Source organism: Laedolimicola ammoniilytica (assembly GCF_025567165.1).
Taxonomy (GTDB): domain Bacteria; phylum Bacillota; class Clostridia; order Lachnospirales; family Lachnospiraceae; genus Laedolimicola; species Laedolimicola ammoniilytica.
Window position 1 is genome coordinate 77,198 of the sequence record NZ_JAOQKC010000002.1, and the last position, 14,598, is coordinate 91,795.

Consider the following 14,598-nt stretch of genomic DNA (forward strand, 5'->3'; position numbering starts at 1 on the left):
TTCCTCCTTTAAATTCAGCATTCTCAGCCACTACGTTTACTTTCTACCCACCTTTCTTTTGCAAATAAATAGACTCAGCAAAAGACGGGACACAAAAAAGGACGCATATTACCGTAATGGTAAAATACGTCCTTAAATTATTTCGCTAATCCATGAGGATTTTCCTCAATCGTTTTTTACTAAGTCTATGTAATATAGGATACCGGATACACCATAATTTGTCAATACTGGCTTTACTCGCCCAGTTCTTGTATCCTGGCTTCTCCAGCTCCGCCTATGCCCCTCCAGGACAAGCATAGCAGGGGCATATTCTGTAAATAAACTACACTGTGAACATATTCCCGCTATGATTAAAGAAACGATTTCTGGAGCGTACAGAGCCTCACACGGAGTTTTAACTTTTTCCCGTTGCCTTAAAGCCTGATTGTGCAATCATCCAAATAGTTATATTCATTACTATTCTCTAATGTGTCGGCCTCTCCTGATTTTATATTTTACTCGTTCGGACCATGTAAATTCTATCAATCCCTTTTTGTTCCTTTACTTAGAATACTCTTTCTTTTCCTATTCTTTCCCTGGCCTGCTGGCCCAAATGTAGTTCATTATAGAGAATTGTGAAAATACGGTTGCAAGAATTATTTTAAGCCTTCCCCTGTTATCCAGTTCTCAAGCTCAGCCATCACCTGGAATCAGAAACAAAGAAGCTTTATGACCTGAAAATGGTCGGCACCTCCTCCATGCTGCGGCACATAGGAGAATAGTAATGAATAAAAATATTTACCTGCTTTCTTCCATGTTATTTTGGATTCGTGCATACAGTTCTTCCGTCTTCTCTGTATGCCGCTTGCCATGCCTCCAGTAGAAAAGATGTGCAAATTCATGAGCTATCACATGCTCCAGCGTCTCAAATGTCACATTCCAGGCATTATGGAAGACTGACTCATAACATTCATGAATAAAATAGGTGTCTATCGTAATATATGTTTGATCTTCCGCTTTCCATATGATTCCGTATGCTTCTTTACTCTTTCCCTTCAATCGAGAATGATTCATTGAATAAATGGGAATATCTTCTTCCAGCTCTACTGCCTCTGTACATTGTCTGCAGATCGTTTCAAACCAGCTCATTTCACTTTCTGTCAAAGTGGCCGGATTATCATATAAATCTTCATATGCTGTTTCCATCTTCATAATTGTTCCTCATTTAAGCAGCAGCCGTATCTCGAAGCTTTGAGACACGGCTGCTTATTTCTCTATTCAGTGATAATCCCTGTCGTATACACCAACGTATAATCTTCCAGCGCTTTTCCAATAACTTCCTCTACGTTCCTCTGTAAATCATCTACTCCTTCTTCATTGAGTAGCTCTGCTTCAAGTAATTCTTTAAATATTTTTGCGTACACTTCCTGTTTTGACATCTTATTTCCTCCTCACATTTTCCGCTCTTCTTCATAAGAGCAGGTGATATTCCATAATGTCCCCGATCTTTCAACTCGCATTCTTTTCAGAATGAGTTTTCCATTTCAACCGACGTATTTCAACTCGCGCCCTCATATAAAGTGAGCTATCCTTTCTGGCGCTTTTTACTTGTTTTCAAGTTGGAGAATTGCCCATCGTAACGCAGCTACCGTCTCCGTATCATGTTCACTCTCCGCACGCTCCAAAAGCCTATATAGGCACTCTATTTTCTTTTTTTCCATATTATCATCACCCTTTAAAATTTATAGTACAATGCCTTTCTTCCAAAAGTGCCGCACCCTTTCAGATAATCATCCACAATCTGCCGGATGAAGCAGATTATGATATAGACCTTTCAAACGACACCAGATTTTCAACTTGCGCTCCATAGAACGAATTACTGATTTTTGACAACGGCTACTGAAATATCTTCTTTCAACTCGCACTCTTTACAGAGTGAATCTTCAATGTTTGATTCAAACGGTAGATGAAATACCTTTTCAACTCGCACCCATTACAGGATGAATCCATCACCATAGGTCTTACTAAAAATATGACCGTATCCTTTCAACTCGCACTTACTACAAAGTGAATCCTGCCTGGGATATCCTGACAAAATTCCGCTAGATTTCTCAACTCGTGGCCTCTACAGGTGAAGCCAAATTTACCTTATACCCATAATACTCGTAGATGTCATTTCAACTCGCACCCGCTACGGAGTGTATCAAGAACATATCCAGGTTACCAGCCAAACACACCTTCTTTCAACTCGCGCTCACTACGGAGTGTATCGAACTTTTGGCAACACACTTTGCAAATCTTGGGCTTTTCAACTCGCACTCACTACGGAGTGTATCGAATTTGGCCGAGATTTTCGAAACGCACTGCGATCTTTCAACTCGCACTCACTACGGAGTGTATCTCCCATCCATCTGTGGAATCGTTGGATTAGCTATCTTTCAACTCGCACTCACTACGGAGCGTATCCTTCTGTTTCTGTAGTGTCATTGCACCCAGCTCCTTTCAACTCGCACTCACTACGGAGTGTATCCTGCTGTATCCGCGTATGAAAGAATGGTTGGAAATTTTCAACTCGCACTCACTACGGAGTGTATCACAATATTCTTACATTTAAGTTCCTTGACAAGTATTTTTCAACTCGCACTCACTACGGAGTGTATCAGCAAAATGGCTTAATATTATGCTTCAAAATATGCCATTTCTTTTGCATAATTAACAATTTATTCCAAATCAATTTTGCAAATTATACTATCCTACTTAGATATATCGGTGCGAATACCCTGCGTTTCTCATGTTTGCTTCATATTCGCACCAAATTTTCTCTTAAATAATCTCTGGCGCTACAATTCCTTTGATTTCTTTCAGTTCAATTTCGTAATCTTCAAATTTTTCCGGAATTGTAACTTTCGGCGTAATCATCACCGAACGGAATATCTCAGCCGGCGTCGCTTCAGGAGTTCTGGAAGTATGCTCCCACCAATACATTTTTCTCACTTCCATGCTTCCCGCTGGATGCGCTGCAGAGCTATCGCCCTCAAACAAAGTTCTCAATGCCGTTTTCAATATGCCTGCATCTTCTTTTGTAAAACCTGTTTTATCAGCCAATTCAGCACTCACACTTCCTTTAACAACATACAAACCAAACGGCACCAAATATTTGACTCCCATAGTATCTGATGATCTTCCATTTTTATCTTCTGAATTTACGGACTTTGTGATCTGCAGTGTTTCAACTTCTATTGGAGATACACTTAACGCCTGCTGGATAGATACCGGTCCGCGTACTCCAACCGACATCTCCGTTCCCTTAAATGCAAACACCTGGCCAAAAGCCCTAACATCCAGCCATTCCTCACATGCTATTTTGGCGCACTCTTTTCCATCTGTTTCTTTACCTTTCATTGCGTTTTTCAGCCGTTCACAGCTGTCCACTCTGGCCTTGAGACTCCTACACCCATCATCTGAACGTTCATCCATCTGAACAAAAATTTTGTATCCCAAATCCTGAAAACGGTTTCTAATCTTTCTTTTCAGGCACACATCACTGATTTCACCCAGTCCATTTGTTCTCATTCTTGGTCGATTTTCTTCCAGCGGATCTCCGTTTGGATTAGCACTCTCTACTGTCACCAACAGTTCAAAATCGATTCGTCCCTCTACTTTACTCATGTTCCTCTTCTCCTTTGTTCTTTAATGTATAGCGCTGAAGCTCTGTGGCCTCGTTATAAAATCCCATAAGATACATACCATCCAACCGTTCCTGCGACTCATAATCTCCCGGTCTAAACAAACTCATTATTTCAGCAATCTGTCTCTGATAATATAACGCCTCTGTTTTTTTTAATTTTTTCTGGCAGTATCTTACTTTCTGTTCTATGATCATCCATGTTCTGAAAGGATGTATGGAAAAAGCTGTCATATATTTTTTCGCATTTGTCTCTCTGCTTTCTCCTTGCTTAAATGAGCGATACTCCATCCGATCCGCAATCGCAAGCAGCCGCCCGTATAGATAATTGCGATCTGTACAGTCTTTTCTTAATTCCACTCCGCATTCCTCCCTGTTTTTTTCGATCCATTTCTTTTTTATGCAGGCACAGGCAAAACTCAGTATCTGTTCCCAGTTGTACCACTTTGAATAAGATTGCGGTCTGGATGCCAGATGTACAGCCCGATTCACGATATCTTCCGGAAGTGGATCACCGAACAGGATGCATCCTATCAATCGTTCCGTTATACGCTGTTCCATTGACACATTTTTCCCCTTCAGCGTAAGCCGTCCACTTTTATCTTTGTCTTCTCCATAAAGGATTCTCGCAATATTTTTCAAATTATAGGAACCGTAGAAATAGTTACCTTCATATCCCCGTTGAAGCCAGGATATATCTCTGTGCCATTCTTCAATCCGCTTTAGATAGTCTCCTGTATAAATTGTATGGTTTTCTACAATAGCCAATCGGCCAGGCGTAGCAGCCTTAAATGCTAAAAAATGCATTTTCTCATTTGGGGATAATAATTTTCCATATCCCTGCATAGCCTTTGTAAACTGTTCCGCATCACGTTGTACAATTTCATATTCCTGCAGCTCTGAAACCTCTTCTCCCGGCTCTGCTACTAAGTTACTATATTGTTTCATGATATCTTCTGAACCGGCCGCAAACGATGGAATAACATCTCCTTCCCCGCCTATATAAAATACTGTACACAGATCTCCGAAGGTTGTTCCCTGTTTTCGAATGACCCACTTCAAAGCGTTGTAGGCCATCTGCAGTTCCTCATATCCCAGATGTAAGCTGCTGTTTGCATCCGGGAATAACCCCTCAAATAAAAAATGATTCTTCTTGGCCTGATCATTAAAAGAAATCAATTTTCCACTGTCCGCATCATTTCTGATTTTTTTAGGGTTATTATAAGTGACTCTGACCATTTCCCCCGTAGCATAGGATCTCTCATGCAGAGATGCCTCATCCTGCCATCTGCAATATTTTATGTACTGCTTTTGTAAAGAAAGATCTTTCCAACATTTTTCATCATCTGGATATTCTTTTTCTTCCATGGATGCCTGGACTGCAGTTTTCTCTTCTGCAATAATAAATCTTATCATCGCATCTGCCTGGGCTGTCGTTCCCAATTTATCGGTAGCTGACAGCAATCCGTTTTCTCCAAGGATTAAGCACCCACAAGATATCAGATCCCTAATCAAATTTCCTTTCTGCAGATATTCATATATAGCATCCAATTTTGGATGACTATATTGTGACTCTTTCCAGGCTTTAAGCACTGCCATATATTCTTTATAAAATTCTCTCGTATTCTTCTTACCATCTGCTCCGCAGTAAACTCCGTAATCACCTGCCAAATATTTTAAACCGTCACATAACGGATGCGGGGCGCAATTACTTGTCCGGATCGCAGAAGCCTCCGTTACTGGTATAATGGTCAGTCCCTCTCCTTTCAGAACCCGTTTTGCATTGATAAATTCTCCTGCAGTATCAAGAAAAACTGTAATATGAGCAATCAGCGTACTATGATAGATCGGTACCAGAATCAAGTCTTCGTCAAACCTGCCTTTCATATATACACCAGCTATTTTTTCATTTTTTTGATAAAGTTCACATAAACTCTCTAACCAGTTCACCTTCTATTCCCTCTTTCTTATTCTGCCTACATACTCGCGCTCTCCGTCAGTCCATATATCCCCGAATTGATCGACATAGAGATTTTTCCCTTCTGCTGTTGCCTGCTCTACTGAAAGAGCATCCCAGCCGTTCCGCAGCTCATCTGATTCTGGATCATATGGCCGTAATTCTAATGTGAGCATATTCATTTCCTTTCCTCTGCCCTCTTGGAAGACTCCAGACCACTCTTTACACTGCCCGGTACTTATATGCCCTCTCTAAAAGAAAACCTTGTAAATTCCATTTTCCGTATGTGTGTTTTATCTGTACATTCCTCCGGACGCAGAAATGTTATAACACCATTTTTCATGACCGGTCTCCAGAATCGGACAGTCAAATATTTTTTATCTTCCTGCATAACCGCTTCCTCCGGGTAAGTCATTCCGTGATACATATACCCCAACGCCAGCTCACCCACAGCATCATAGTACCCTTCTCCCTCGCCGAACTTACATGGGCGTATCTCTGCCTGGCATTCTCTGGTTCCTAAAAATATGTCCCTTCGTCCACCAGCCTTCAACGCTCTCTCAATCATATCCGTATACTTTTTCTCATTCCAATCACTTTTGCGCTCCGGATAATTTCTATTCCACTCATAATGCGCTTTCACCTGGTACCTCACATCCTGTAAATATGTAAAATATGCCAGGTCCTTGCCCCCACCGGAGTAGTTGATCAATAACTGTCCCTTCGTTTCCGTCCGTATTGGGTTCATAACCCGCACCTGATCAATAATCCATATAATTGTTGGCTTCCAGAAACAACTCCGTACAGCGCCCCTCAGAGCTTCATATGTCGGCACTATCAAGCTGTTCTTCTCCCCGCCTGGTCGTGTCAGTGGATCTGAAAACAGCGCATAATCCCCAACTAGCTCAAATTCTATATCTCTCATGCATTTTTCCTCCAATAATTTTCTCCAAAATCATCAGCCATATATTATTTTCCTAGTGTTCAATAATTTCTTACTGCGTATTGACCATTTCATTCTTCTTGCCAGTAAAAGCAATTCTCCAAAGTGCCATTTGTCAGCGTTTCGTATGTCTGCAGCGCGACATTACCGCCATTATAAATGCTGCCACTTCCTGCACTTGGCATTTTTGCCTTTACCTGTTGCTCATTTCCGAACTCATCTGTCCACGTTCCAACTACATACGTCCCGGTATAATGAATGTTTTTTAAGATATAAATGTTTGCAGTCTCTACCTTTGGCTCTTCTATGGTTTTCACCTGATTCTTCTCTGCAGCTGGCTCCCGTATCGCTGTAACCAATCCTAAAACAGCTACCATACATATAATCAAAATCCCCTCTATTAAGGTACTCCGCTTTATGGTCATTTCACTTTTCCTCCCATCTTCAAAAACGGCTCACAGAATTGAGTCCAGTTTTTTGCGAACTCTTGCCTCTGCAGTTCTTTTTCCTGCCAGACAAATTTTTCCCTGGTTTTGATAATCTGATATCTTTTTCTCATTGGTACATCCCGGCTGACGGAATGATAGAACATGTGTTTTGTCACTTGCAACTGTTCAACAATATCTTCTGTTTTCCCGTTATGTATCACCATTTTGTCTGTACATAAGTCAAATACATCATATAAGTTCACAGCAACTTCTTCCTCCCTCTGGCTTTCAAATAAAGGCATCGTCCGGCAGAGTATTGGCTTCTGCTTTCTTAATTCTTCTCTGCAATGTACTTCTGTTGATCCCAAGCTCTCTTGCGATTGCAGCTCTATTCATACCACGACTCTGCAGTATCTTAACCTCACCGACCGTCATATCGCTTTTTTTCTTCTTCCGGCCCGCTTTTCTTGTCAATTTTTCCTGCACATGCTCCTGATCATAGCGGATAACCACTTCATTCTGCTCACTATCTGTAACATTCACATGGATCCCGATTTTTTCCTGTAGAATGGCAAAGTCACTTAATCTTGTGATATTTTCTGCAGATACATCTTTTATGAGCAAATGCAGCTCCTGCATTTTTCCCATTTTTACTCATCCTCGTTTCTCATATCAGCGTTTCCTTCGCCTGTCTCCTCCAACAAGTTCTCATAAATTTGCTTCCACTTTTTTGCATCCTGAATTGCTTCTTCAAAGGTTATCTCTTTTTTGCAGTGCTTTTGATAATCCTGAATCGCATCATTTATGTATTCTTCACTCTCTTTTATGACCTCTTCCTCGCCCTCTATATATTCCTGCTCGACCTGCTCCCACGCCTCTCTTGACTCATATGATTTCACATAACAATCCTTTTCATAATCATATTGGAAGATCTCTTGCCAATCATTATTATCCGGATCCGCAATCTCTCTCTTTGCAGCCTCTATAGCATTTCTGGAATTCCCCCTTCGTTCAACACATTTAAGAATTTCATCTATCCAACCAATGCCATCCCCCATTTCAAGCAGGTAGCTTCCAAATGTCTGATCCGGGAACATTCTAAAATCGCATCTATTAAACCACCGTTCTGCGTATTCTCTTTCATCAGATCCATTCGTACATACTCCACAGATAAGATCGTTAATAAAGTTCTCAAGCAGCTTTTCAGGTGTCAGTCCAACTGAAGCCGCTTTTATGATGAAATCTTCACAGTCATCGTCGATCAAATTTAATTTAAAAGTTCTTTTTCTCATAGTAACTAATTTTTCTTGCGTTGCCATCTTATATTCCTCCCCTGCTCAAATCTGTTCTTTTAACTACTGGCCTGCTGTTTTTCATCCCCTCGTCAGCCAATGGGAAATTCATTTGCAACCGTACATAAACATTTTCTGCCTCAGCTCTATATCCTATTGCCTTGAAAAATACTTCTTTTCTATTTTCACCTGCCACTATTACACCCTCCCATATCTGTATCTGCAGACTTTCTATGAAACTTCATTTCTTCTTACAAGTTTTTCCTTTTTCTCTTTCCAAAATTTTTCTTCATCTTCCCGCATATCGTTTTCCTGCTTCTTTTCCATCTTTTTTATAAATGTACAATGCAGTCTTCTATATCTTATATAGTCCATATATGAAAGAATATATATTACTCCATGATCATATATCAGGTCGTGACTATACACTTCCTCTATTTCTATCTCATCCTCTTCTGGATCCATAGCCTGTTCTCCATTGCTGTACTCTATTTCATCGTCCTGTATCATATAATGTCTATTACCATCTATCATGTGGTTCTTTATTATCCGCTCGACATCCTTATATCTGGCTTTTTTCCACTTATAACTCATTCTCTTCTCCAGAATGTCTTTGTATTCTTTTTTTGTATTTTTCAAAAATGACACCGTGAGAAATACTGCAGATAACAATATGAATGTAAGAAACATAAATGAATGGCTATCTTTATACTTTACAACTCCTATATTTTCTACAATTAAAGTTATGCTCATAGCGATAACAAAAGCTATAAAACAATTATTCATAAAGCTGATTTTGCAACGTTCATTGTAACTCATATTTTTCTCCTTATTCTTCGTTGATTATTCTCCATACAGTAGCGGGCTTTTCCCTGAATTCACATGAAATCAGACAACATACTTATCATTCCCTACATACAGGATTTTCTCTGCAGATAATTTTTACCGTTTCTTTTAATACCGGAACCACTGTTCTCATTGATATCCAGAGTAAAATTCCAGTGTACAGACTTATATATAATAGTCCATCTAAATTCAAGCTAAGTCCCAGCAATCCAATCACTGAAGGAACCAAAATTTTTATAATATACTCGCCGCCGCATAAATACAGTGTGTTTTGTCCAATTTCATTTAAAGGCTGCATATTCTGAAAGCAGTAAGATATGATAATGATTGCTCCTATTATCAGATACGCTTTTCCCAGCCTTAACAGGGAATTCAATACTTTGTTTGCCGCCGGTATAACAGTCAGCAAATTGATCTGAAAGTACATCAGAACCGTATACCCAACTGTTATGCATCCCAGGATCCATTTTCCAATTCTGGAACGCAACGTTCTATTTTCTAAAAACTTATTAACTGCAGGGAATACTAAAAATCCGGAAATGTAGTAGTGCATATAGTAAAACGCACTGTCCAGATTATAAAACCAATGCGGCACTTCTGCCGGCCGCGGTGTAATCTTATATTCTGCAACCAAAAAAAGTAATGCTCCGGCCGCCAAGATGAGGTACCATTTTCTCATCCGTTTAATTAACATAAAAAGTAACTTCATCACAAATAAGCAAGTCAGGAACCAAAGTGATGCTGCCAAATAGTTATTCCGGATAAGCCCTTGAGCTATGAGCCTCAGCCAGCCCTTCACCTCGCTCAGATCTGCATTCGCATTGATAATATGTAATCCCAATGATAGCAATGCAAATATATATGCCGGTATGAGAACTCTTTGCATATTTTTCACTATCTCAGCCCGCCAATCGTTTTCTTTGCCGAAATGCTCCGTGCATCCGGCCAGAAAGAAGAATAACGGAACATGGAATTGAAATACGAATTTATATGCCGGGCCTGCAGCATCCCCGAAATGTCCCAGATATATTGCATAGATCCCGATTGCTTTCGCAACATCCAGCCATGCAATTCTTTGTGGTTTCATATGTATTTCCACCTTTCCCTCCTCCTTGGTGCATATTTAATTTTGCAACAAGCGTATCATTCAAATATAAATTCAACAACAAATGTTCGAATATTTAATAGATTCTTTATAGATTTTGTAAATTTACATTTTGTCATTGAAGTTCTTCCGGAATAAGCGGTGCCTCATTTTTCTGGGCTTTCTCCACAATTTCCGTGTATTCTTCATCTGTCTTTAATAATTTTCCTATGACAACCATACGGTTTGTTCCCTTCCCGGCCAGCTCATTCGAGCAGCTGGACAGAGTGATCAAAGAATCCCCATATTCTATATCAACCGGCACATCCAACCAGTTTCTATCCTTTACCTGTTGCAAAAATTCATCCAGATCTTTCGCTGCCAGGAACCGTGTATAATCTGAATATCGGAATGCACCTTCTTCCGAATTATCCGTAATAAAATAGGCAAATATGAGCCATTTCCGTGTTCCTGACTCAGAAATTGTCTCAATAATCGGGTGCGCTTTGTAATATTCAATGTCCTCGTAATATGCCAGATCACAAAAGATATCCCGACTTATTTTGTGGATATTGTGCCCGTATATGACTATATTGCAGCCTTTTTTCTCTATCTCACTATCTTTGGATAAAAATGGGATCCCGTGGCTATTATATTTTTTATCCAAATCATGATTCAGATAAAATTCTTCGTCTGTTTTTGTCTGCATAAGCGGGTGATCCAAAATTGTATCCGGGATCCGGATATACCCAACCACATCCGGATTATACTTTTTATACGCCTCAAGAAGTGCCATATCCTCACCATTGATCTCGTAATAAGGATCCGCATAAATAATCCGATTCTTCCCTGTTTCCGTTTCTGTTTTCTCATTTGAGGCTATCTCGTTTTTATCCTCCGAGATTCCGTAGAATATCAATGCAGCTCCGATACTTCCAAGTGAAAAAAGCAGCACAATTAACAGCGCCCGCAATATTTTATTCAATACTCTTCCCCTCTTTCTAAAAATGCCGATGGAAAACACCATCGGCATTCTACTCCTATGAAATATCGCAAAATATATTTTCAATGCTCTTCTGTTTCGCCTCCGCAAGCCTCTCAGTGACCGGTATTCCCGTTTTCTTATTTTAGTGCAGTAATTCCCGCTCCCATCCTCTTTCCCTGTTTTCTGGCTTCACAGAGCGTCAGAGCTATAAAATCACATGAGATACAGACTTAAAAATCTGTACACACACAATATAATCAAAATTGTCCCTGCCACCTTAAATATTCCTCTCACTGTTTTTAACACTAACGCCGCTCCAAAAATGAGAAAAAACATCAAAATCAGATTTTCCATAATACACGCTCCTCCAGACCATCTTTCTCAAGTTAAGCCCTTTCTTGTAACTCATTTTTTATTTTTACATTGTCCAAGCCTGTCCCCTTCGTTCCGATTCGGACCGTAGCATTGGAAATAGCCGGTCCCGAAAAAGTATTATGCCGATAGATATACCTCACAATATAAAGCTCTATTGCTTTCACGCTTTCGCTTCCTCCTGTTCGTCACTCCTTCTCGCATCATCTGCAGTATTCCGTAGCAGATTCATAACAATATTTTGATTGTCCAAAAGAAACGGATAATTAAATACTTGATTTCCTCGATGATCTATCACCTGGCTATGAGCCGGAAGAGCCGCTGCTATTTCATTCTTTGGCACCAAATATCCTAATATGCTGTCGTCCTCAAAGCTTATGTACTCGCTCCATAACTTCAGCAGCCGATTTAATACTTCGCCATTTTGCGTCTTCATGGCTTCTACAAAATCTTTATAATCCGGATCCGATTTCTTTATCTTAATGTTGGCAATGATATGGAAGCTGATCTCTGCCTCTTCATCTTCCCGTAACACTTCATCTTCCATCTGCAATTTTCACCCTGCCTTTTTCTCTAAATAACTGCAGGCTTTGTCGTACAGCATCTCTGCAGCTATCGTATCTTTATCACATTCCTGTGCAAACCTTTCGGTATCATCCTCATATCCGAATTTTTCTGCATATTCAGGCAGCAATTCTTCGTACTCGTCCGTAGTGATCGTAATACCTTCCTTTTTGGCTATCTCATACGCCACCAACCGTTCTTTCAGGAACTCTTCATGGGCTGCTACTCTTTCCTGTTCATATTCATCAGTTGTCTTCCCATCATACGTGTCCGCAATATACTGCTCATATGTTTTTCCGGCAGCCTGCGCTGCAGATTCCATAATCAAAAATTCTGTTTCCGCTCTCTGGTTTACATACTCTTGATCCAGAACAAACACACTATTTGCCACCATATACTCCATGGGATCCGTTCCTTCCGGAACCGCACTTACATCTGCCAGCTTCTCCAGCTTGCTTTCGCCATACATATCCTGCATCATTGTAATTGCTGTTTTTCCCGTAGCATTTCCCTCACCTTTACCTGCCAGGAACTGCGGAGACCGTAAATACATGCCAATTACCACTGCTGCTACGATTGCAACTAAGATTACGCCCCCGATGATCATTTTCTTTTTCTTATCCATGAAACGTCCCTCCATTACTCTTCACTCTCTTGTGATTGTGTATCGTCCTCATTTGTGCCATTTGCTTTTTCTGAAAGCTGCTCCAGAATATCTTGACCGGCACTATTGAATATGCTTTCCAGTGATCTATCCTGAAGTTTCATCTGTGAAAGCAATATCTGAACCGGCTCCCCTCCATCCGTAGTGATTACTGCAACAATCTTAATATCTGTATTGCCTGGCAGTACATCTCCTTCCACCTCATATGTGCCATCTTCTCCATTTACTGTTGCTTCTACATAAGTCTTATCTGCTACCACATGCTGTGTAGATACGTTCGTGTCATATAACAGCGAATCCGCTTTCAGGTCCGTTGCTGCATATTGTCCAATTACACTGTCTTTATCGTCCCATAAAAGTAATGCCATATACTGTACATCACCAGAAGAATTGATGAATGTCTCCGAATTGTATTTTTCATACTGCTCCGCGGATACAATAACTCCCTTAATATCCGTCTCCTGGATCATTTGAGACATGGCAACATCTTTTGCCAGGGCAATGACAATATATTCGTTCTTACTATCCGTTGCAGCCTCGTTCTCAACTGTAGGCTGATTTTCTCCCTGGCTTTTCTGCAGCTTTGGCCACACCGTCAATCCCACATAGATTGCAACCATCAATATCATAAGCCCCGCAATCAGAATTACTCCCTTCTTCCGTTCCTCCGGAGTTTCCGCTGCACGTTCCTCTTTTCGCTTGGCCTTTTCCTCTTTTTTTCGCAGGCGTTCTTCTGCAGCTGCTCTCTTCGCTGCTTCCTTTTTCTCTGCAGCTTCCCGTTTTTTAGCCTCTGCCTCTTCTTTTTTCTTCTGCGCTGCCTCCTCTTTCAGACGTTTTTTCTCAGCTTCTTGAGCTTTGGCTTCCTCTTCCAGCCGACGCTTTTGCTCTTCTCTGGCCGCCAGCTCCTGTTCCAGCTCTTCACGCTCTTTTTTCGCCTGCTCCTCTTTCTCCCTCTGCTCCGCTTCCGCACGTTTGCGTTGTTCCTCTTCTTCCTGTAACCGTTTGGCCTCAGCTGCAGCTGCTTCCTCTTCTGCACGTACTCTTGCTTCTGCTTCCTCTGCAGCTCTAATTTTTTCTCCCTTTTCTGCTGCCTCCGGATCTGCTGTATACTCCGGCACATTCAATCCATGTTCCACATTATAAGCATACGCTGTTCTAAGCGGCGCCCCATCCTGGACACCCTGCTCATATAGTGCCAATAGCTTTTCATAGGTCTCCGGTGTTGCCTGGCCAAGTTTTCCACTCGGTAAAATCACTCGGTTTCCCTCATATAAGTCACAGGCAATTTGTTTGGAGTCCCAATTTATAACAACAAAACCTATAACCTTTGTTCCTTCCAATGGATTATTCATCGCTTTTCCTCCGTTTCTCAATTTCTAAATCTTTTTTATATTTTTCTCCGAATATCTCCTGCATTTTTTCCTGATATAGCCGGATCCGTCTATCATGTTCCTGTTTGTTTTGTGGCTCGAACATGCTGTCAATCTCATAATCTGTCATATACATAGTGTCTGTGCGAAGCGTAAAGTCCTCCGGATTTTCCAGTAGAACATCCGTTATTAGCCCTTCTATTCTTCCATAGCTGCTCTCTTTTCTTATATCCACGCAAATCACATTTGCTGAACAGTAAAAGATTTGTGTCAGCTGCTGCAATTCATGATCACCCAATTTTCTTACATAATTTATTCGCTCCACTTACCTACCTCATATGTGTAAACACTCTATTTTAAGCACTCACTGCTAATTTTCTTATTCATGATTTTGTTTACCGGAGAGGGATTTCCCTCCCCGGCTCAAAC

The 14,598-nt window shown here is 40.7% G+C and carries 18 protein-coding genes and 1 CRISPR repeat array; all 18 genes read right to left on the minus strand.

What is annotated here, in order from left to right:
* Positions 1 to 777: 777 nt before the first annotated feature.
* On the minus strand, positions 778 to 1,191 hold the full coding sequence (locus tag OCV63_RS01780) for a hypothetical protein (RefSeq protein ID WP_158361718.1): 414 nt from the start codon (positions 1,189 to 1,191) through the stop codon (positions 778 to 780).
* A gap of 62 nt (positions 1,192 to 1,253) precedes the next feature.
* Positions 1,254 to 1,418, minus strand: coding sequence for a hypothetical protein (locus OCV63_RS01785; RefSeq protein ID WP_262670587.1), 165 nt, complete (start codon positions 1,416 to 1,418; stop codon positions 1,254 to 1,256).
* 736 nt (positions 1,419 to 2,154) lie between these two features.
* Positions 2,155 to 2,640: a CRISPR direct-repeat array (repeat unit 30 nt; unit sequence TTTCAACTCGCACTCACTACGGAGTGTATC).
* A gap of 162 nt (positions 2,641 to 2,802) precedes the next feature.
* Positions 2,803 to 3,648: a type I-C CRISPR-associated protein Cas7/Csd2 gene (gene cas7c, locus OCV63_RS01790; RefSeq protein WP_158361720.1), complete on the minus strand. Its 846-nt coding sequence runs from the start codon at positions 3,646 to 3,648 to the stop codon at positions 2,803 to 2,805.
* A complete protein-coding gene (gene cas8c, locus OCV63_RS01795) occupies positions 3,641 to 5,614 on the minus strand; it encodes a type I-C CRISPR-associated protein Cas8c/Csd1 (protein WP_158361722.1) in 1,974 nt (657 codons plus the stop codon). The genes cas7c and cas8c overlap by 8 nt, the downstream gene beginning before the upstream one ends.
* A 3-nt stretch (positions 5,615 to 5,617) precedes the next feature.
* Positions 5,618 to 5,797 (minus strand): hypothetical protein, encoded by a 180-nt coding sequence (locus OCV63_RS01800; protein WP_158361724.1) that lies wholly within the window; start codon positions 5,795 to 5,797, stop codon positions 5,618 to 5,620.
* A 62-nt stretch (positions 5,798 to 5,859) separates the two neighbouring features.
* Positions 5,860 to 6,546, minus strand: a complete 687-nt coding sequence (gene cas5c, locus OCV63_RS01805; protein WP_158361726.1) for a type I-C CRISPR-associated protein Cas5c — start codon at positions 6,544 to 6,546, stop codon at positions 5,860 to 5,862.
* Between the two features lie 89 nt (positions 6,547 to 6,635).
* Complete coding sequence (locus OCV63_RS01810) at positions 6,636 to 6,989, minus strand: hypothetical protein (RefSeq protein ID WP_158361728.1); 354 nt, start codon at positions 6,987 to 6,989, stop codon at positions 6,636 to 6,638.
* Entirely contained in the window at positions 6,986 to 7,255 is a 270-nt protein-coding gene (locus OCV63_RS01815; RefSeq protein WP_055304598.1) for a hypothetical protein, read from the minus strand. The genes OCV63_RS01810 and OCV63_RS01815 overlap by 4 nt, the downstream gene beginning before the upstream one ends.
* Positions 7,256 to 7,280: 25 nt before the next feature.
* A complete protein-coding gene (locus OCV63_RS01820) occupies positions 7,281 to 7,640 on the minus strand; it encodes a helix-turn-helix domain-containing protein (RefSeq protein WP_158361731.1) in 360 nt (119 codons plus the stop codon).
* A gap of 2 nt (positions 7,641 to 7,642) precedes the next feature.
* Complete coding sequence (locus tag OCV63_RS01825; protein ID WP_158361733.1) at positions 7,643 to 8,311, minus strand: hypothetical protein; 669 nt, start codon at positions 8,309 to 8,311, stop codon at positions 7,643 to 7,645.
* Between the two features lies 1 nt (position 8,312).
* Positions 8,313 to 8,480, minus strand: a complete 168-nt coding sequence (locus tag OCV63_RS01830; RefSeq protein WP_262670588.1) for a hypothetical protein — start codon at positions 8,478 to 8,480, stop codon at positions 8,313 to 8,315.
* Positions 8,481 to 8,515: 35 nt separating this feature from the next.
* Positions 8,516 to 9,103: a hypothetical protein gene (locus OCV63_RS01835; RefSeq protein ID WP_158361734.1), complete on the minus strand. Its 588-nt coding sequence runs from the start codon at positions 9,101 to 9,103 to the stop codon at positions 8,516 to 8,518.
* Positions 9,104 to 9,188: 85 nt separating this feature from the next.
* Complete coding sequence (locus OCV63_RS01840) at positions 9,189 to 10,217, minus strand: acyltransferase family protein (RefSeq protein WP_158361735.1); 1,029 nt, start codon at positions 10,215 to 10,217, stop codon at positions 9,189 to 9,191.
* A gap of 133 nt (positions 10,218 to 10,350) precedes the next feature.
* Complete coding sequence (locus OCV63_RS01845) at positions 10,351 to 11,283, minus strand: class B sortase (RefSeq protein ID WP_158361737.1); 933 nt, start codon at positions 11,281 to 11,283, stop codon at positions 10,351 to 10,353.
* A 451-nt stretch (positions 11,284 to 11,734) separates the two neighbouring features.
* The gene (locus tag OCV63_RS01850; protein WP_158361739.1) at positions 11,735 to 12,118 is read right to left on the minus strand and encodes a hypothetical protein; all 384 of its coding nucleotides are present in this window, start codon (positions 12,116 to 12,118) and stop codon (positions 11,735 to 11,737) included.
* A gap of 9 nt (positions 12,119 to 12,127) precedes the next feature.
* Positions 12,128 to 12,760, minus strand: coding sequence for a trigger factor (locus OCV63_RS01855; RefSeq protein ID WP_262670589.1), 633 nt, complete (start codon positions 12,758 to 12,760; stop codon positions 12,128 to 12,130).
* A gap of 14 nt (positions 12,761 to 12,774) precedes the next feature.
* Positions 12,775 to 14,055, minus strand: coding sequence for a hypothetical protein (locus OCV63_RS01860; RefSeq protein WP_158361741.1), 1,281 nt, complete (start codon positions 14,053 to 14,055; stop codon positions 12,775 to 12,777).
* Positions 14,056 to 14,143: 88 nt separating this feature from the next.
* Complete coding sequence (locus OCV63_RS01865) at positions 14,144 to 14,494, minus strand: hypothetical protein (RefSeq protein WP_158361743.1); 351 nt, start codon at positions 14,492 to 14,494, stop codon at positions 14,144 to 14,146.
* Between the last annotated feature and the right edge of the window lie 104 nt (positions 14,495 to 14,598).

What these genes read in the sequence shown, in the direction of transcription:
- OCV63_RS01810 (WP_158361728.1), bottom strand. Translation starts at nt 6,989, where the DNA reads ATGACCATAAAGCGGAGTACCTTAATAGAGGGGATTTTGATTATATGT.
- OCV63_RS01820 (WP_158361731.1), bottom strand. Translation starts at nt 7,640, where the DNA reads ATGGGAAAAATGCAGGAGCTGCATTTGCTCATAAAAGATGTATCTGCA.
- cas5c (WP_158361726.1), bottom strand. Translation starts at nt 6,546, where the DNA reads ATGAGAGATATAGAATTTGAGCTAGTTGGGGATTATGCGCTGTTTTCA.
- OCV63_RS01840 (WP_158361735.1), bottom strand. Translation starts at nt 10,217, where the DNA reads ATGAAACCACAAAGAATTGCATGGCTGGATGTTGCGAAAGCAATCGGG.
- OCV63_RS01800 (WP_158361724.1), bottom strand. Translation starts at nt 5,797, where the DNA reads ATGCTCACATTAGAATTACGGCCATATGATCCAGAATCAGATGAGCTG.
- OCV63_RS01780 (WP_158361718.1), bottom strand. Translation starts at nt 1,191, where the DNA reads ATGAAGATGGAAACAGCATATGAAGATTTATATGATAATCCGGCCACT.
- OCV63_RS01785 (WP_262670587.1), bottom strand. Translation starts at nt 1,418, where the DNA reads ATGTCAAAACAGGAAGTGTACGCAAAAATATTTAAAGAATTACTTGAA.
- cas7c (WP_158361720.1), bottom strand. Translation starts at nt 3,648, where the DNA reads ATGAGTAAAGTAGAGGGACGAATCGATTTTGAACTGTTGGTGACAGTA.
- OCV63_RS01835 (WP_158361734.1), bottom strand. Translation starts at nt 9,103, where the DNA reads ATGAGTTACAATGAACGTTGCAAAATCAGCTTTATGAATAATTGTTTT.
- OCV63_RS01850 (WP_158361739.1), bottom strand. Translation starts at nt 12,118, where the DNA reads ATGGAAGATGAAGTGTTACGGGAAGATGAAGAGGCAGAGATCAGCTTC.
- OCV63_RS01855 (WP_262670589.1), bottom strand. Translation starts at nt 12,760, where the DNA reads ATGGATAAGAAAAAGAAAATGATCATCGGGGGCGTAATCTTAGTTGCA.
- OCV63_RS01825 (WP_158361733.1), bottom strand. Translation starts at nt 8,311, where the DNA reads ATGGCAACGCAAGAAAAATTAGTTACTATGAGAAAAAGAACTTTTAAA.